Source organism: Sphingomonas sp. (assembly GCF_036388215.1).
In the GTDB taxonomy this organism is placed as follows: domain Bacteria; phylum Pseudomonadota; class Alphaproteobacteria; order Sphingomonadales; family Sphingomonadaceae; genus Sphingomonas.
Map to the genome: position 1 here is coordinate 1 of NZ_DASVSH010000025.1, position 16218 is coordinate 16218.

Sequence of the window (16218 nt, forward strand, 5' to 3'; positions counted from 1 at the left end):
GGCCCATATCGCGAGCCGCCCGTCTCCGTCACTGCCCCTCTCCCGCGCTTGCTTCGCTCGCTTGCCCTCTCCCCTGAAGGGGAGAGGGATAGGAGAATATAAAATGCCCAAAGTACTGATCAGCGACAAAATGGACCCCAAGGCCGCCGAGATTTTCCGCGCCCGGGGAGTCGAAGTAGACGAAATCACCGGCAAGACGCCCGAGGAGTTAAAGGCGATAATCGGCCAATATGACGGCCTGGCGATCCGCAGCTCGACCAAGGCGACCAAGGAAATCCTCGAAGCCGCGACCAACCTTAAGGTCATCGGCCGCGCCGGCATCGGCGTCGATAACGTCGATATCCCCGCGGCTTCGGCAAAGGGCGTGGTGGTCATGAACACGCCGTTCGGCAATTCGATCACGACCGCCGAGCACGCCATCGCCCTGATGTTCGCGCTCGCCCGGCAGTTGCCAGAGGCGGACGCTTCGACCCAGGCCGGCAAGTGGGAAAAGAATCGCTTCATGGGAGTCGAGCTTACCGCAAAGACGCTCGGCTTGATCGGCGCGGGCAATATCGGCTCGATCGTCGCGGACCGTGCGCTGGGCCTGCGCATGAAGGTGATCGCCTATGATCCATTTCTCACGCCAGAGCGCGCGATCGAGATGGGCGTAGAAAAGGTCGATCTGGATGGGCTGCTCGCGCGCGCCGATTTCATCACGCTGCATACGCCGCTCACCGATCAGACCCGCAACATCCTCTCGGCCGAGAATTTGGCCAAGACCCGGAAAGGCGTGCGCATCATCAATTGCGCGCGCGGCGGCCTGATAGACGAGGCCGCGCTCAAGGCGGGGCTGGAGAGCGGCCATATCGGCGGCGCGGCGCTCGACGTGTTCGTCGAGGAGCCGGCCAAGCAGTCGCCGCTGTTCGGCACGCCCAACTTCATCTCGACTCCGCACCTGGGCGCTTCGACCAACGAAGCGCAGGTCAACGTCGCGATCCAGGTCGCGGAGCAAATGGCCGATTTCCTCGTCTCGGGCGGAGTCACCAATGCGCTCAACATGCCAAGCCTGTCGGCCGAGGAAGCGCCGCGGCTCAAGCCCTATATGGCGCTGGCCGAGCGGCTTGGCTCGCTGATCGGGCAGCTAGCGCATGGCGCACTCAGCTCGATTTCGATCGAAGTGGAGGGCGCGGCGGCCGAACTCAATCAGAAGCCGATCACCGGCGCGGTGCTCGCGGGCCTGATGCGCGTTCATTCCGATACTGTGAATATGGTCAACGCGCCGTTCCTGGCCAAGGAGCGCGGGCTCGATGTGCGCGAAGTCCGGCACGAGCGCGAAGGGGATTATCACACCCTGGTTCGCGTCACGGTCGCCACCGAGCGTGGCGACCGCTCTGTCGCCGGCACGCTATTCGGCAACCAGGCGCCGCGCCTGGTCGAGTTGTTCGGCATCAAGGTGGAGGCCGATCTGGCGGGCGACATGCTCTATATCGTCAACGAGGACGCGCCGGGCTTTATCGGCCGGCTAGGCTCTACGCTGGGGCAAGCGGGGGTCAACATCGGCACTTTCCACCTCGGCCGCCGCGACGCCGGCGGCGAGGCGGTGCTGCTGCTCTCGGTCGATGAGCCCGTCACTCCCGAGCTGATCGCCACTGTCCGCGCGCTTCCGGGCGTGAAAACGGCGATGGCGCTCAAGTTCTGACGAGGCTAGGCGTGCGGGCATGACCGGGCTTCTCCCCGAAGGCTTCCACGATCGCCTGCCCCCCGCGGCGGACGCGGCATCGCGGCTCGAATCGCGCGTGCTCGGCGTCGCGCGAAGCTACGGCTATGAGCAAGTGGATCCCCCGCTCGCCGAGTTCGCGGATGAGCTGGCCAGCCGGCTGAAGGCCGCGCGGATGCGCGATGCGGTGCGTTTCGTGGATCCGGTTTCGCAGCGTACGCTGGCGATCCGCCCGGATATTACCGCACAGGTGGGGCGCATCGCGGCCACCCGCATGGGGCATCATCCGCGCCCCGTGCGGCTCAGCTATGCCGGCCAGGTGATGAAGCTCAGTGCTTCGGCGCTCGATCCGCTGCGTTCGATGCGCCAGATCGGCTGCGAGCTGATCGGGCTGGACACCGTCGCGGCCGCGACCGAAGTCGTGCAAGTAGCGATCGAGGCGCTGCAGGCGGCCGGCGTGACCGGCCTGTCGGTCGATTTCACGCTACCCGATCTGATCGACATGCTCGCCGGCGATTCCCCTGATATCGAAGCATTGCGTCAACGACTGGATGCCAAGGACGCCGGTGGCGTCGCGGCGATCGACTCGCGCTATATGCCGCTCATCGAAGCCGCAGGACCGTTCGACGCGGCGATGGCGCGGCTGCGCGAAATCGATTCGGGCAGGCTTTCGACGCGCCTCGAAGGCCTCGCCAGCATTGCTTCTGCCATCGAAGGCCAGGCCGCGCTGACGCTCGATCCGACCGAGCGGCACGGCTTCGAATATCAAAGCTGGCTCGGCTTCTCGCTATTCGCCCAAGGTATGCGCGGCGAAATCGGGCGGGGCGGAAGCTATACCATCATCCATGGCGACAGCCGGGAAGAGACGGCGGTCGGCTTTTCGCTATATGCGGATCCGATCCTGGCCGGGCTGCGCGACGGCGAGCGCCGCCGCTTGTTCCTGCCTCTGGGCACGCCGTTGAGCGTCGCCGCAGGGCTGCGCGGAGAGGGCTGGGTGACCGTGGCCGCGCTTGAGGGGGGGGATACGCCCGAAGCCCAGCTCTGCAGCCATGTGCTCAAGGACGGAGCGCCGGAGGCGGCCTAGCAGCGCGGTTCGCTCGGAGCCAAGCCGGGGCCCCCACAGCCGTCGCGCATCAGCATTTGATGTCGCACATTCCAGCGCCGCGACGTGACAACGCCACGGCGGCATCTTCCTGGGTACGTTCGGAGAGTTCTTTCCACTCGGCCTTGGTTAGGCAGAAGCGCTTGCCGAGCGTCGAGCCGATCGGCACGATCATCTTGCATATCTTCTTCTCAGCCGCCGGCTTTGCTGCAGGCTCCTGGCGGGGGTGCGCGGAAGTCACCGCAGGGAGGAACAGGCATGCAGTGGCCCCGAGGGCGAGCAGTTTTGTTGCATCCATTCGAATTTCTCCCCGTAATTCAACGCGAAACTGGACTGATCCGCGCACAAGTCAAGCTTCAGCGCCGAAGCAGCGTTTCCGGATGCCCGTCGAGGAACGGCAGCAGGGCTTCGGTAACCGCATGCCGAAATCTCGGGTCGGTCGCGAGCTTCTCCGGGAACACCTGCCGCAGCGCGAGCATGGCGGCCGCCACGTCGCTTCCCGTCGCCGTCTGCGCGAGGACATCGGCTAGCGGATCGGTGATCGTCTCGCCCGCCTGTGCCTTGTACCGCACGAATGCGATCCACGCCGCGACGGGGACCGCGAGTCGATCGACATCGCGCCCCGCGACCAGGGCGTCCTGTATCGTGTCGAGCAGCCGATAGGGCAGCTTCTGCGAACCGTCCCAAGCGATCTGGCTGAGCAGATGGCGGATTTCTGGGTTACGGAAACGGTCGAGAACCGCATCCGCATAGGCCGAGACATCAAGCCCCGCGACCGGCTTCAGGGTCAGCGCTATATCCGAATGGACGAGGCGGGAGACGAAGCCCTCAAGCGCGGGATCCGACATCGCCTCGAATACCGTCTCGAGCCCCAATGCGATGCCGATATAGGCGAGCGACGAGTGCGCGCCGTTCAGGATGCGGAGCTTGGCCTGCTCGTATCCGCGCACATCGTCGGTAAGCGTCACCCCTGCCGCCGCGAGGTCGGGGCCCTCGGGAAGCTCGAAGCGCTGGAGCACCCATTGCGCGAAACCTTCGCGCTGGACGGCGCCGTTATCGGTTACGCCCAGTTCGTGCGCGACATGGCCGAGGAACGCCGGATCGCTCGCCGGGGTGATCGAATCGACCATCGAATCGGGGAAGGCGACTTCACTCTCGATCCAATCGGCCAGCCCGGGATCGTTCGCATGCGCAAGCGCTACGCACGCCGCGCGAAGCTTGCCGCCATTACCCGTCATGTTATCGCAGCAAAGCATCGCGAACGGCGGAATGCCGGCCGCGCGCCGGTCGGCCAGCCCGGCGACGATCCAGCCGATCACGCTCGCCGGCTCGGCCGGGCGGGAAAGGTCGCGGACGATGTCGGGATGCGCCATGTCGAGCGTGCCGTCGCCCGCCAGGCAATAGCCCTTTTCGGTCACCGTGCTGGTTGCAATGCGCACGGCCGGATCGGCAAGCAGCGCCCGCAGCCGCGCGCCTTCGCCTGGGCCGACGGCGTCCGAATGCGCGGCGATCACGCGCATCGAGGGGGCCTGGTCGATCACCGCGAGCGTGTAGAGGCCGTCCTGGGCCTTGAGCGCTTCGACCGTGCCGGGGCTGCGCAGCGAGACCGCCGCAATCCCCCAGCGCGGATCGCTATCCAGCAACCGATCGATATAGGCAGCCTGGTGCGCCCGGTGGAATGCGCCTGGGCCGAAATGGACGATGCCGGTGCTGATCGCTGCCGGGTCATGGCCCGGGCGGAGGATCGATTGGGGGAGTGCGGCGAGGGCTGCGCGCGAGAGGCTTGTCATCGCGCCGTCCAAGCAACCACGCGTGCTTTATGTCAACAGCGTCAAAGCGTCTTGCTGCCCGATGCGCCTTTGACTCCCGGCAGCAAGGGCGAACTCCACTCCTTGAGGCGCACCGGCGTTCCGCGCGGCATGACGAACCGCACTTCCCGATTTGGGAAGTCGATATCGACGCGGCGAAAGCTCCGCAGGGCATCCATGCCGAGCAGCAAGGCCGGGCGTTGCGTCAGTCCGAACCTTTCAAACGGCGCGACATCGGCGAAGGCGACCGGCATTCCCCCGAAAGCGATAGCGCCAACGGAAATGTCCGGCACGACGGTATAGTCCGCAACGACCTTGTCACCGGTCACGCTGGTAAGTTGGATTGACCTGGGCTTGGGCGCCCGGCGGCCGACGCGCTTGCGCAGCGCGCTGTTTCCCATCGTCACTTGCGATCCGGTGTCTAGCACCACCTGGATGCGGGTTTGGCCGTAATAGGCGTCGGTCACGATAAGCTGGCCGAACAGGCTCTTGGCGGTCACGACGATCTCGTTCTCGGCACGACGCGTGAACTTCTTGCGCGGATGGCTGGGCCGGACAGCCATTGTCCCCTTTTCGAAGTCGATCGACACCTGATGCTTGCTGAGCGTGTCGATTCCCAGGAGTCCCGCAGCGCCCAGATCGCGCGCCTCCAGCGAAGGCGCGATCACCGTATGTAGCTGCCCGATCGATTTGATCGACAGATCGGGGACAACTACCGTGTTGACCTTGCTGCTGCCGGTCATCGAGGTGAGCGTCACCGGGTCGCCGGCGAGCAGCCGCAACGAACCCGCGAGTTCGCGCGAAACCACCGTGCGCTCGGCGCCGGTATCGATGATGAAATTATAAGGCCCGCGCGCGCCCACCGCGACAGGAACGGTGAGGCGCTGCTCGATCTCGCCAAGCGTGAGCAAGGTCGCTGCGTCCGTGAACGCCTTTTCCGCCTCCAGGATTTCGGGGTCCTGCGCGGGCAGGTCGCGCCCGCCGGCGGCTGTGCCCAGCGGCAGCAGCAAAGGCAGGAGCAGGAGCGAGCGGATGATATGGGTCATGTGCGCAATGATATACCTTTGCATGTTGCGCAGCAATCTCCTCAATCGAGCCGCATCGCTTCCGCCGCGATATCCTCGGCTTCGATGAGCAAGGCGTCCTCGGCGCTGCCCTGCGGCGTCCGTTCGCGCCCAATCATGATCAAAACCGGCACCGCCATCGGGCTTACGCGTGGCAGGTCGATATGGAGCATGGTGTCAGCGGCCGTATCGAGCAGGCGCGCCAGGCGCCCCACATCGGTCATTCGCGCCCGTGCGTCTGCCCAGGCGGCGCGGAGAAGGAGGTGGTCCGGCTCGTATTTGCGCAGCACGTCATAGATCAGGTCGGTCGAGAAAGTGACTTGCCGACCGGTTTTCTTCTTGCCCGGGATCTGGCGCTCGACGAGTCCCCCGATGATCGCCACTTCGCGGAACGCGCGCTTGAGCAGGGCCGATTGCTGAACCCAGTCGATGAATTCATGTTCCAGGATGTCGGGCGAGAACAGGGCGGCAGGATCGGTGATCTTCTCCAGCCCGTAGACAGCAAGCGCATAATCATTGGCGACGAAGCCCAGGGGCTTCAGCCCCATCGCTTCCATGCGGCGCGTGATCAGCATGCCCAGCGACTGGTGCGCATTCCAGCCTTCGAAGCTGTAGGCGACCATATGGTGCCGGCCTTCGTGCGGGAAGGTCTCCACCAGCAACTGGCCGGGCTTGGGAAGCGCCGAGCGGCGGTCCTGCATCTCAAGCCATTCGCGCACGTCGTCGGGAAAGCGTCGCCATTGGCTGCGGTCGTCGAGGAATTCGCGGACCCGATTGGCGAGCGTCGCGGTGATCGCGAGGCGCGCGCCCATATAGGAAACGAACCGCGCCTGCTTCGCGGTTGCGTGCACGATCAGGTCGGTCAGCTCGACTCGCTCGACTTCGAGCGCGAGCCCGGCGAAGAAGAATGTGTCCCCCGGCGAAAGCGACGAGCCGAAGGCTTCCTCCACCTTGCCCAGCCGCCGCCCGTTCTTGAAGCGCACTTCGAGCATCGGCGCCTCGACGATGATGCCCGCATTCAATCTATGCTGCGCAACAAAAGCGGGCTTGGTCACGCGCCACAGCCCGTCCTTGCCGAGCGTGAGCCGCTTGAACTTGTCATAGGCGCGCAGGCTGTACCCGCCGTCGGCGATGAACTGGAGCACGCGCTGGAACGCCTCTTCCTCCAGCGCCGAATAGGGCAATGCTGCACGTATCTCCTGCAGCATTTCACTTGCGTCGAACGGTGCGGCGCACGCGACTCCCATGATATGCTGGGCCAGAACGTCGAGCGCGCCGGGGCGGAATATGTCGGGGTCGAGCTCGCCGGCTTCCACTGCGTCCAGCGCCGCGCGCGCCTCCAGATATTCAAAGCGGTTGCCCGGCACCAGCACGGCTTCCGAGGATTCGTCCAGCCGGTGATTGGCCCGCCCGATCCGCTGGAGCATCCGCGACGAGCCCTTGGGCGCGCCCATCTGGACCACGCAATCGACATCCCCCCAATCCACGCCGAGATCGAGGCTGGCCGTCGCCACCAGTGCGCGCAGCTTGCCGTCCGCCATCGCCTGCTCGGCCCGCCGTCGCGCTTCGAGGCTAAGGCTGCCGTGATGCACGCCGATCGGAAGCTTGAGGTCGTTGATCTTCCACAGATTCTGGAAGACCAGTTCGGCGAGCCCGCGCGTATTGCAAAAGACGATCGTCGTGCGATGCGTCTCGATTTCGGCCATCACTTGGGGCAGGGCATAGACGCCCGAATGGCCCGCCCAGGGCACGCGCCCTTCGGGCAGCAGGATGGCGATATTGGGCTCGGCGCCTTTCTCGCCCTGCACCAGGGCCACCGTATCGATGTCACCATAAGGCGCGAGCCAGGCGCGATAGCCGTCCGGGTCGGCGACGGTGGCGCTGAGCGCAACCCGGCGCAGGTTCGGAGCCAGCCGATTGAGCCGCGCCAGCGCAAGTGCGAGCAGGTCTCCGCGCTTGCCGGTGGCAAAGGCGTGGACTTCGTCGATGACGATCGTCCTGAGCCCGGCGAACATCGTCAAGCTGTCTTCATAGGAAAGCAGCAGGCTCAGCGACTCGGGGGTCGTCAGCAATATCTGCGGAGGGCGCGAGCGCTGGCGGACCTTGCGCTCGTGCGGCGTATCGCCAGTCCGGGTCTCCACGCGGATGGACAGGCCCATTTCGTCGATCGGTGTCAGCAAGTTGCGCTGCACGTCCACCGCCAGCGCCTTCAAGGGTGAGATATACAGCGTATGCAGCCCGTCGCGGGGCGTCTCGATCAGCTCGGCCAGTGTGGGGAGGAAACCGGCGAGCGTCTTGCCTGCCCCGGTTGGCGCAACCAGCAGCGCATGCTCGCCCGCTCGCGCGGCGGCGAGCATCTCGATCTGGTGACGTCTCGGCGCCCAGCCCCGCGTTGCGAACCAATCTGTCAGGGGCTGGGGAAGGTCGGGCACTCGATTCAGATAGAGCGTTACTTCGCGTCGCGCACCTTGTCGTCCGCATCCTGTGCGTCATACATTTCGCGCGTCGCGTCCTCGGTGCGCTGCACTTCGGCGCGCGTACCCCGGTTATGCAGCATCGCCCAGATAATCGCGGCGGCGAGCAGGATCGGGCCCAGGACCGACATCATGCCCTGCATCGTGACTTCCATCTCTTTCCTCCAAACGCCTGATCGCGTCCCAACGAAAGCGCACTCGCTTCGATCCAATTTGGAACCATGCGATCGCTCGCCCATATGAACCGAATGGCATTGGGAAGCTGGATCGAGCCGCATCCGACGGGCATCTATATTCCGTCGGCGGATGCATGGGTAGACCCGAGCGTGCCGGTTCCGCGTGCGCTGGTGACGCACGGTCATGCCGATCATGCGCGCGGGGGGCATGGCGAAGTATGGGCGACGCCGGAGACGCTGGCGATCATGGCGACGCGCTACGGCCCGCAGACCGGCCATGCGGTGGCGTACGGCGAGTCGCTGCGGCTGGGCGATGTCGACATAAGTTTTGTGCCGGCGGGGCACGTGCTCGGATCGGCGCAGATCGTGCTGGAGCATGCCGGCGAGCGAATTGTGGTCTCGGGCGATTACAAGCGCCGCGAAGACCCGACCTGCGCTCCGTTCGAAGTCGTGCCGTGCGATGTGTTCGTCACCGAGGCGACGTTCGGCCTGCCGGTGTTCCGTCATCCCGAGACGCATGACGAGCTCGACAAGCTGCTCGCCGCCCTGCGCGCCAATCCGGCCCGCTGCGTCCTCGTCGGCGCCTATGCCCTGGGAAAGGCGCAACGCGTGATCGCCGAACTGCGCGCGATGGGGCTCGACGATCCGATCTATCTCCACGGCGCGATGCAGCGGCTTTGCGATCTCTATGTGGAGTTTGGCGTCGATCTGGGCGATCTTCGACCTGCCACTGGCGTTCCCAAGGCTGAGTTGCAGGGCCGCATCGTCCTGTGCCCGCCCGGCGCGCTCAACGATCGCTGGTCGCGCCGCCTGCCCGATCCGATCACCGCGATGGCCTCGGGCTGGATGCGCGTCCGCCAGCGGGCAGTGCAGCGCAATGTCGAGCTGCCGCTGATCCTTTCGGATCACGCCGATTGGGATGAGCTCACCCGCACCATCCAGGAAGTCGCCCCGAAGGAGGTGTGGGTAACCCATGGGCGCGAGGACGCCCTTGTTCACTGGTGCGCGATGCGCCAGATCAAGGCGCGGGCGCTCGATCTGGTAGGGTTCGAGGACGAGGACGATTGACCTCTAGACAGGGCGGCATCACTCTCCCTGTATGGCGATACAAAAAATCAAAGCCGTTTGCTTGAAAGCAGATGATCGTCGTCGGGAAGCAAAGGACTGGAACAGGTGGATGGAGTCGGCAGCAAAACTGGCTGATCGGTTCTATCTTGAGGCAGGTAACGACGATCCATTCATGTACGGCGAGCAAGCCAGCGTAGGTTTTCTTGCGACCGCCGCCGCTCACGCTGGCTTCATGGCCTTACCGGAATTCGCGGTCACAAAGAACGATATTAAAAATTCGAGCCCGCGGTCGGGCCGGTCGGATTTGTGGATATCCTCATCTGATCGCGAGTGGTGGTTCGAAGCGAAGCAGCGATTTATCAACCGCGGCTCCAAAGCCGACCTTGTACGGAGCTGGCGTGATGCGGAGCGCTGTGCGAGCGAGGTGCGCGACAATGGAACGGCCGTCGCGATGTTGATTGTGTCCTGTTGGCGTCTCAAGGGACCGGACGCGCCGGCGAAAGGCGACACCGGCAGACCTATCAAGGTCACGCGGCAAGCTGCGCGTGAAGCTGTCCATGATTTCAAAAACGAACGCCAGTTTGCGTGGCGGCTGGGGCGCGATGATGACCGAACTCCCGAAACCTATATCTTCTTCGATATCCTAAAGGGCTAGCCCGCGCCTTCAAGCGCCTTTTGCCGCCGGCGCTGCACCGAGCTGCCAATGCCGAGCGCCTCGCGATATTTGGCCACCGTGCGCCGCGCGATGTCGAAGCCCTTGGCGTTGAGCAGGTCGACCAGCGTGTCGTCCGAAAGAATTGCCTTGGCGTCCTCCGCGGCGATCAGCCCCTTGATCGCGTCCTTGACCGCGTTGGCCGAGACCGCGTCGCCGCCGTCTGACGACTGGATGGCGCTGGTGAAGAAGTATTTGAGTTCATAGAGGCCGCGCGCGCAGCTCAGATATTTGTTGCTGGTGACGCGGCTGACCGTCGATTCGTGCATCTCGATCGCCTCCGCCACCTGGCGCAGCGTCATCGGGCGCAGATGCGCGACGCCCTTCAGGAAAAACGCCTCCTGCTGCTTCACGATTTCGCCGGCGACCTTGATGATCGTGCGCTGCCGCTGGTCGAGCGCCTTGACCAGCCAGTTGGCGCTGGCGAGGCAGTCCGAGAGCCAGGCCTTGCTCGCTTTGTCCTGCGGCCCGCTCGCGATCTCCGCATAATAATTGCGGTTGACCAGCAGCCGCGGCAGCGTGGCGGCGTTGATCTCGACCGCCCAGCCAGCGCCCTTGCGCGCGACGAAGATGTCGGGGGTCACCGCCAGCATCGGCTCGCCGCCGAAGCGGCATCCCGGCTTTGGATCGTAGTTGCGCAGTTCGCGGATCATGTCCGCAAGGTCCTCGTCATCGACGTCGCAGATGCGCTTCAGCCGCGACATGTCGCCGCGCGCCACCAGTTCGAGATTATCGATCAGCCGCGCCATGCACGGATCGTAGCGATCGGCTTCCTTGGCCTGGAGCGCGAGGCATTCGGAAAGGTTGCGCGCGCCCACTCCAGTGGGATCGAATGTCTGGATGACGGCCAGCACTTCCTCGACTCGAGCCAGCGCCACGCCCAGCCGGTTGGCGACTTCGAGCAGCGGAACGGTGAGATACCCCGCCTCGTCGATCTGGTCGATCAGGTGCGCGGCGATGAACAGGTCCGGCCCCGCTATGCTCGCGCCGGCCTGGCCCATCAGATAATCGGCGAGGTTCAGATCGGCATTGGCCATATTGTCGAAATCGGGGCCATCCTCCGATCCGCCGCCGCCAATGCTTGAGCCCGTCATGCCGAGCCCGCCATCCAGGCCGCCCATGCTGTCTGCCGCGCTGTCGTGGTGAAAGGTCTCGGCTGTGAAATCCACGTCTAGCGCGGCTTCGCCGGAAGCCTCGCCGCCGCCGTTCAGCAATTCGGCTGCATCGGCGGGGCCGTCGCGCTCTTCGAACTCGGCCTGGGGCTCGGGCTCGCGCGCCTCGCCGTCATCGCCCCGCTGCGCATCCAGCAGCGGGTTCTTCTCCAGCTCCTCGGCGATGAAGGTCTCGATCTCGAGATTGGACAGTGCCAGCAGCTTGATCGCCTGCTGGAGCTGGGGCGTCATCACCAGCGATTGCGACTGCCGCAGGTCGAGGCGGGGCGCGAGACTCATGGATTATCTATAGTTCAACGTCACAGCTCGAAGCTCTCGCCCAGATACAGGCGCCGGACATTCTCGTCCTTGACGAGATCCTCGGGCGAGCCCGCGAAGAGCACGCGGCCGTCATAGATGATGTAGCCGCGATCGACGATGTCGAGCGTCTCGCGAACATTGTGGTCGGTGATCAGCACGCCGATGCCGCGTGACTTCAGCTCCACGATCAGGTCGCGGATATCGCTGATCGAAAGCGGGTCGATGCCGGCGAAGGGCTCGTCGAGCAGCATGATCGTGGGGTCGGCCGCCAATGCCCGGGCAATCTCGGCGCGGCGCCGCTCGCCGCCCGACAGCGCCATCGAAGGAGCGTCGCGCAGCCGGGTGAGGCCGAATTCCCCCAGCAACTGATCAAGCCGGCGCTGGCGCGCGGCCTTGTCCGGCTCGGCGAGTTCGAGCACTGCGAGGATATTCTGCTCCACCGTCAGGCCGCGGAAGATCGAGGTTTCCTGCGGCAGATAGCCCAGGCCCAGGATCGCGCGGCGATACATCGGCAGCTTGGTAATGTCCTCGCCGTCCAGCATGATCCGGCCGCTGTCGGGCTTCACCAGTCCCATCACCGAATAGAAGCAAGTGGTCTTGCCCGCGCCGTTCGGCCCCAGCAGTCCGACGACTTCGCCTCGGCCGACAGACACCGACACATCGGTGAGCACTACCCGCTTGTCATAGGATTTGGCGATCGAGACCACGGCCAGCCCCTTGTCGGGAAGCGGCGCGGGATCGGCCAAATGCGATTCCAGAGTGACTGTGTCGGTCATCTTTTGTCCCTGCATGGACGGGCTCGGTTGCCGCGTCCTTGATAGAAAGCGGGTTGGCAGGATTCCTGCATGAAGTTCGCGGCCAAGGGAAGGCCCCGCGCGTCGGCTCGCGCCGAATTACTGTTTCGGCGCAGGTGCGGGAGCGGACGAACCCCCGCGATCGGGCACCGAGAATCGCCCGGTCACGCGCCCGCCCTGGCTCTGCACGCCTGGGCCGCTTCCGCCGCCGCCGCTCACGCCCGAGCCGTCGATCGTGGCGCGGCCGGTATCCAGATTGATGGAGAGGCGCCCGCCCGAGACGTTGTTGGCGCCCTGGCGCAGGGTGACGCCCCCGACCATCGTGATCACGCGGCGGTTGAGGTCGTAGACCGCATATTGCGAGCGGGCGGTCTGATCCGGCCGCGACACCGTAACGCCGCCCGATGCGTCGAGCCGCGAGACCTGGGGCGAGCCGTTGGCGATCTGGCCGGTATAAGTCACGGTCATCCGCGCCGCCGTCAGCGTCATCTCCGCTTGGGTGATGCGAACGTTTCCGGTGAGCAAGACCCGGTTTGCGCGGTCCTGCAACTCGATATGGTCGGATGCGAAATCGATGGGCGCGGAGCTGTTATGACGCGTTTGCGCCGCCGCGGGGGCGGCCGCGAGCATCAGGGCGGCAACGGCGAAAGCAAAGAAGCGGGTCATCATCGCCTATTTGCCCTTCCGGGAAATATCCGCAAGCGCGCATTGCCGTCGAGTGAGACGGTCCGCTTCTCCAGATCGGCAGTCAGCCGGTTGCCGCTGAAGGTGCCCATCGGCGTCGTGCCCGAAACCGCGCCGCCACTGCGCATCCGCCGGGTCTTGAGGTCCACCGTGGCGTCATGGGTGTCGAGCGTGTAGCCGTCGCTCGTCCGGAACTTGATCGGGCCGTCTACCGCGACCTGCTCCTTCTCCATGTCGTAGCGGCCCTGATCGGCCTTGAGCGAGGCGGGCCCCTCGGGCAGCGTGATCTCGGCCGAGAGCTGTTGAAGCTGGACGACCGGCTCGGCCGAGCTTTGCTGAACCGCCGATCCCGCATTCAGCCGGAAAGGCTGCCCCTTGGCGTCCTCGCCGCGATAAACGGCTGCTTCGATGCGCAGCCGTTCGCGCGCGATTTCCACCTTGTTCTTGTCGAGCACGAAGCTGACGTCGCCGCCCATCAGGAGCGGCGCCAGCACCAGGAATGCGCTGAGCACGCCGATCCCTGCGGGAAGCACCAACAAGGCGATCCGCACCAGCCGGTCATGGCTGCTGCCCGGATGCGCCCAACTGCGCTTTTGCGAGCGCATGCGTATCGCGACGTCAGACATTGGTTATAGTCTACGCATGCGCGAAGATATCGATCTCGGGCCATCCGGCCAGATCGAGCTCGGCGCGCCAGGGCAGGAAATCGAAACAGGCTTGGGCAAGGTGCATGCGCCCTTCACGCTCGAGACGCTTGTCGAGTTCCACTTTCATCGCATGCAGAAAGCGAACATCGGAGGCCGCATATTCCTTTTGCGGCTCCGAAAGCGCCGGCCCGCCCCAATCCGAAGACTGTTGCTGCTTTGACACTTCCTGCCCGCACAACTCGCGGACAAGGTCCTTCAGCCCGTGCCGGTCGGTATAGGTCCGCACCAGCCGCGAGGCGATCTTGGTGCAATATGCCGGCCCGGCGGTAACCCCCAGATAGAAGCGGATCGCGGCGAGATCGAAGCGAGCGAAATGATAGAGCTTGAGCCGCTCGGGATCCGCGAGCACTGCGCGCAGATTGGGCGCGGCATAATCCGATTGCGGGCCGAAGCGGACGAGGTGTTCGTCGCCCGAGCCATCGGAGAGCTGGACGACGCACAGCCGGTCGCGCGGCGTGATCAGCCCCATCGTCTCGGTATCGACAGCGATTGACGCGCCGGGAGCGAACACGCCCCCGGGCAGGTCTTCTTCGTGGAAATGAACAGTCATCGGATTCGCCTAGACGGCTTCCGGCTTCGCCTCAATGGTCTGAAGGTGGAGCCTCTGCCGCGGCCTTGCGCGTCTTAGCCCGGCGCGACCAGATGTTGAGCCCCTCGACCGCCGCCGAAAAGGCCATCGCCGCATAGATATAGCCTTTGGGCACATGCGCCCCGAAACCCTCGGCGATCAGCACCATGCCGATCATCAGCAGGAAGCCCAGCGCGAGCATCACCACCGTGGGGTTGCGATTGATGAAATTCGCCAGCGGATCGGCGGCGAGCAGCATCACTCCGACAGCGAAGACCACCGCGACATACATGATCTCGACATGTTCGGTCATGCCGACAGCGGTCAGGATCGAATCGATCGAAAAGACGATGTCGAGCAGCAGGATCTGGACGATCGCAGCCGCGAAGGTCATTTGCAGGACCTTGTTCTTGTCGAGCAGATCGTCGGTGTCGTGCGCATTCGCATCGACGGTGTGATGAATCTCGGTCGTGGCCTTCCACACCAGGAACAGCCCGCCCGCCATCAGGATCAGGTCCCGCCACGAAAACGCCGTTTCGAACGCTGGCTCGCCATGCGAATCGAGCGGGCCTACGATTCCGAGGTCGAACACCGGGTGGACCAGCCCGACGATCCAGGCGATCGCGGTGAGCAAGGCGAGCCGCATCACCAGCGCCAGCGAAATGCCCATGCGGCGCGCTTTCTGGCGCTGCTCCTGGGGCAATTTGTTCGACAGGATCGAGATGAAGATCAGGTTGTCGATTCCGAGCACGACCTCCATCACGATGAGGGTGACGAGCGCGGCCCAGGCGGCCGGACTGGCGAGCAGTTCGATAAGCGAATCCATGTCGCGATTCTCTGCCGCGCGCAGCACTGTGGCGCAAGCGCTTCAGTTAGCGCTTGTTTGACCAAATCAAGCCGAATTTCGTTCGCGCCCTGTCCGATTTTGGGCTATGGCCGATTCTCGGCATGGTCTGTGTGCCTGAACACCTGCGCGTTATTCGTCCGGCGCCTTGGGTTTGATTGTGATTGGGCGAACCGGGAAGACGAACAGGGCATGAGTTTCGATAGAGGGCGCCGCGGGGATCGCGGCGGACGTGGCCGCGACAAGCGCGACAGCTTTGGTGGCGATGAAGGCGGCGGCGGCAGCAGCTTCGGCGGCGGTTTCGGTGATCGCGGCGGCTTTGGCGGCGGCGACCGCTTCGGCGGCGGTGGCGGCGGTGGAGGTGGCGGTTACCGCGGCGGTGGTGGCGGCGGCTTCGGTGGCGGAGCGGGCGGCGGCGGCTTCGGCGGCGGAGCAGGCGGCGGCGGTGGCCGCGGCATGCCTCCCCAGGTGGTCGGCGAAGCGACCGGCGTGGTCAAATTCTTCAATGCGCAAAAGGGCTTCGGATTCGTCGTCCGCGATGACGGGGGCGAAGACGTTTTCGTGCACATCTCGGCGGTCGAGCAAGCGGGCCTTACCGGCCTGGCCGAAGGGCAGCCGATGGGCTTCACGCTCGTCGATCGCGGCGGCCGCATCTCGGCGACCGAGCTCAAGATCGACGGCGAGCCGATGGCAGTCGAAGAGCGCGCTCCGCGTGAAGACCGCGGCGATCGTGGTGGCCCGGGCGGCGGCTTCGGCGGTGGCGCCGGTGGCACGGGTGGCCCGCAACGCCAGCTGACCGGCGAAAAGGCGAGCGGCACGGTCAAGTTCTTCAACGCGATGAAAGGCTTCGGCTTCATCCAGCGCGATGACGGGCAGCCCGATGCGTTCGTGCACATTTCTGCCGTCGAGCGCGCGGGCATGCCCACGCTCAACGAAGGCGATCGGCTTGAGTTCGAGCTCGAAGTGGACCGCCGCGGCAAATATGCCGCAGTGAATCTTACGCCGGGCAGCTAAGCGTTTAGCTTCCACACCAAAGCAAAAGGGCC

General features: G+C 64.9%; 16 protein-coding genes. 5 read left to right on the forward strand and 11 right to left on the reverse strand.

Annotation, left to right across the window (positions count from 1 at the left end; translation table 11 throughout):
- The first annotated feature begins 103 nt into the window (after nt 1–103).
- Both serA and VF617_RS09365 read left to right on the forward strand, forming a co-directional pair.
- Complete coding sequence (gene serA / locus VF617_RS09360; RefSeq protein ID WP_331014614.1) at nt 104–1681, forward strand: phosphoglycerate dehydrogenase; 1578 nt, start codon at nt 104–106, stop codon at nt 1679–1681.
- Between the two features lie 19 nt (nt 1682–1700).
- A complete protein-coding gene (locus VF617_RS09365) occupies nt 1701–2783 on the forward strand; it encodes an ATP phosphoribosyltransferase regulatory subunit (RefSeq protein WP_331014615.1) in 1083 nt (360 codons plus the stop codon).
- 49 nt (nt 2784–2832) lie between these two features.
- Here the strand turns inward: VF617_RS09365 and VF617_RS09370 are convergent, their stop codons facing one another.
- The 5 genes from VF617_RS09370 to VF617_RS09390 form a co-directional block, all read right to left on the reverse strand.
- A complete protein-coding gene (locus tag VF617_RS09370; protein WP_331014616.1) occupies nt 2833–2976 on the reverse strand; it encodes a hypothetical protein in 144 nt (47 codons plus the stop codon).
- A 181-nt stretch (nt 2977–3157) separates the two neighbouring features.
- On the reverse strand, nt 3158–4591 hold the full coding sequence (locus VF617_RS09375; RefSeq protein ID WP_331014617.1) for a mannitol dehydrogenase family protein: 1434 nt from the start codon (nt 4589–4591) through the stop codon (nt 3158–3160).
- 41 nt (nt 4592–4632) lie between these two features.
- On the reverse strand, nt 4633–5655 hold the full coding sequence (locus VF617_RS09380) for an aspartyl protease family protein (RefSeq protein ID WP_331014618.1): 1023 nt from the start codon (nt 5653–5655) through the stop codon (nt 4633–4635).
- Nucleotides 5656–5696: 41 nt separating this feature from the next.
- Nucleotides 5697–8105, reverse strand: coding sequence for a ligase-associated DNA damage response DEXH box helicase (locus tag VF617_RS09385; protein WP_414714001.1), 2409 nt, complete (start codon nt 8103–8105; stop codon nt 5697–5699).
- 17 nt (nt 8106–8122) lie between these two features.
- Nucleotides 8123–8302 carry a hypothetical protein gene (locus VF617_RS09390; protein ID WP_331014619.1) on the reverse strand — a complete coding sequence of 60 codons (180 nt, stop codon included), beginning with the start codon at nt 8300–8302 and terminating at the stop codon, nt 8123–8125.
- 93 nt (nt 8303–8395) lie between these two features.
- Between VF617_RS09390 and VF617_RS09395 the strand changes: the two genes are divergently transcribed.
- Nucleotides 8396–9391 carry a ligase-associated DNA damage response exonuclease gene (locus VF617_RS09395; protein WP_331014642.1) on the forward strand — a complete coding sequence of 332 codons (996 nt, stop codon included), beginning with the start codon at nt 8396–8398 and terminating at the stop codon, nt 9389–9391.
- Between the two features lie 61 nt (nt 9392–9452).
- Nucleotides 9453–10046, forward strand: coding sequence for a hypothetical protein (locus tag VF617_RS09400; RefSeq protein ID WP_331014620.1), 594 nt, complete (start codon nt 9453–9455; stop codon nt 10044–10046).
- On the opposite strand, the gene rpoN is transcribed toward VF617_RS09400, so the two are convergent.
- The 6 genes from rpoN to VF617_RS09430 all read right to left on the reverse strand — a co-directional run bounded on the left by rpoN (nt 10043) and on the right by VF617_RS09430 (nt 15154).
- Nucleotides 10043–11554: an RNA polymerase factor sigma-54 gene (gene rpoN, locus VF617_RS09405; protein WP_331014621.1), complete on the reverse strand. Its 1512-nt coding sequence runs from the start codon at nt 11552–11554 to the stop codon at nt 10043–10045. The genes VF617_RS09400 and rpoN overlap by 4 nt on opposite strands.
- A 20-nt stretch (nt 11555–11574) precedes the next feature.
- The gene (lptB, locus tag VF617_RS09410; RefSeq protein WP_331014622.1) at nt 11575–12351 is read right to left on the reverse strand and encodes an LPS export ABC transporter ATP-binding protein; all 777 of its coding nucleotides are present in this window, start codon (nt 12349–12351) and stop codon (nt 11575–11577) included.
- A gap of 117 nt (nt 12352–12468) precedes the next feature.
- Nucleotides 12469–13035, reverse strand: coding sequence for an LptA/OstA family protein (locus VF617_RS09415; protein WP_331014623.1), 567 nt, complete (start codon nt 13033–13035; stop codon nt 12469–12471).
- A complete protein-coding gene (gene lptC, locus VF617_RS09420; protein WP_331014624.1) occupies nt 13035–13679 on the reverse strand; it encodes an LPS export ABC transporter periplasmic protein LptC in 645 nt (214 codons plus the stop codon). Before lptC ends, VF617_RS09415 begins: the two co-directional genes overlap by 1 nt.
- A gap of 10 nt (nt 13680–13689) precedes the next feature.
- Entirely contained in the window at nt 13690–14310 is a 621-nt protein-coding gene (locus VF617_RS09425; RefSeq protein ID WP_331014625.1) for a ribonuclease D, read from the reverse strand.
- Nucleotides 14311–14341: 31 nt separating this feature from the next.
- The gene (locus VF617_RS09430) at nt 14342–15154 is read right to left on the reverse strand and encodes a TerC family protein (protein WP_331014626.1); all 813 of its coding nucleotides are present in this window, start codon (nt 15152–15154) and stop codon (nt 14342–14344) included.
- 210 nt (nt 15155–15364) lie between these two features.
- Here VF617_RS09430 and VF617_RS09435 point away from each other — a divergent pair, with 210 nt between their 5' ends.
- The gene (locus VF617_RS09435) at nt 15365–16186 is read left to right on the forward strand and encodes a cold-shock protein (protein WP_331014627.1); all 822 of its coding nucleotides are present in this window, start codon (nt 15365–15367) and stop codon (nt 16184–16186) included.
- Nucleotides 16187–16218 lie beyond the last annotated feature (32 nt).

What these genes read in the sequence shown, in the direction of transcription:
- serA (WP_331014614.1), top strand. Translation starts at nt 104, where the DNA reads ATGCCCAAAGTACTGATCAGCGACAAAATGGACCCCAAGGCCGCCGAG.
- VF617_RS09365 (WP_331014615.1), top strand. Translation starts at nt 1,701, where the DNA reads ATGACCGGGCTTCTCCCCGAAGGCTTCCACGATCGCCTGCCCCCCGCG.
- VF617_RS09370 (WP_331014616.1), bottom strand. Translation starts at nt 2,976, where the DNA reads ATGATCGTGCCGATCGGCTCGACGCTCGGCAAGCGCTTCTGCCTAACC.
- VF617_RS09375 (WP_331014617.1), bottom strand. Translation starts at nt 4,591, where the DNA reads ATGACAAGCCTCTCGCGCGCAGCCCTCGCCGCACTCCCCCAATCGATC.
- VF617_RS09380 (WP_331014618.1), bottom strand. Translation starts at nt 5,655, where the DNA reads ATGACCCATATCATCCGCTCGCTCCTGCTCCTGCCTTTGCTGCTGCCG.
- VF617_RS09390 (WP_331014619.1), bottom strand. Translation starts at nt 8,302, where the DNA reads ATGGAAGTCACGATGCAGGGCATGATGTCGGTCCTGGGCCCGATCCTG.
- VF617_RS09395 (WP_331014642.1), top strand. Translation starts at nt 8,396, where the DNA reads ATGGCATTGGGAAGCTGGATCGAGCCGCATCCGACGGGCATCTATATT.
- rpoN (WP_331014621.1), bottom strand. Translation starts at nt 11,554, where the DNA reads ATGAGTCTCGCGCCCCGCCTCGACCTGCGGCAGTCGCAATCGCTGGTG.
- lptB (WP_331014622.1), bottom strand. Translation starts at nt 12,351, where the DNA reads ATGACCGACACAGTCACTCTGGAATCGCATTTGGCCGATCCCGCGCCG.
- VF617_RS09415 (WP_331014623.1), bottom strand. Translation starts at nt 13,035, where the DNA reads ATGACCCGCTTCTTTGCTTTCGCCGTTGCCGCCCTGATGCTCGCGGCC.
- lptC (WP_331014624.1), bottom strand. Translation starts at nt 13,679, where the DNA reads ATGTCTGACGTCGCGATACGCATGCGCTCGCAAAAGCGCAGTTGGGCG.
- VF617_RS09425 (WP_331014625.1), bottom strand. Translation starts at nt 14,310, where the DNA reads ATGACTGTTCATTTCCACGAAGAAGACCTGCCCGGGGGCGTGTTCGCT.
- VF617_RS09430 (WP_331014626.1), bottom strand. Translation starts at nt 15,154, where the DNA reads ATGGATTCGCTTATCGAACTGCTCGCCAGTCCGGCCGCCTGGGCCGCG.
- VF617_RS09435 (WP_331014627.1), top strand. Translation starts at nt 15,365, where the DNA reads ATGAGTTTCGATAGAGGGCGCCGCGGGGATCGCGGCGGACGTGGCCGC.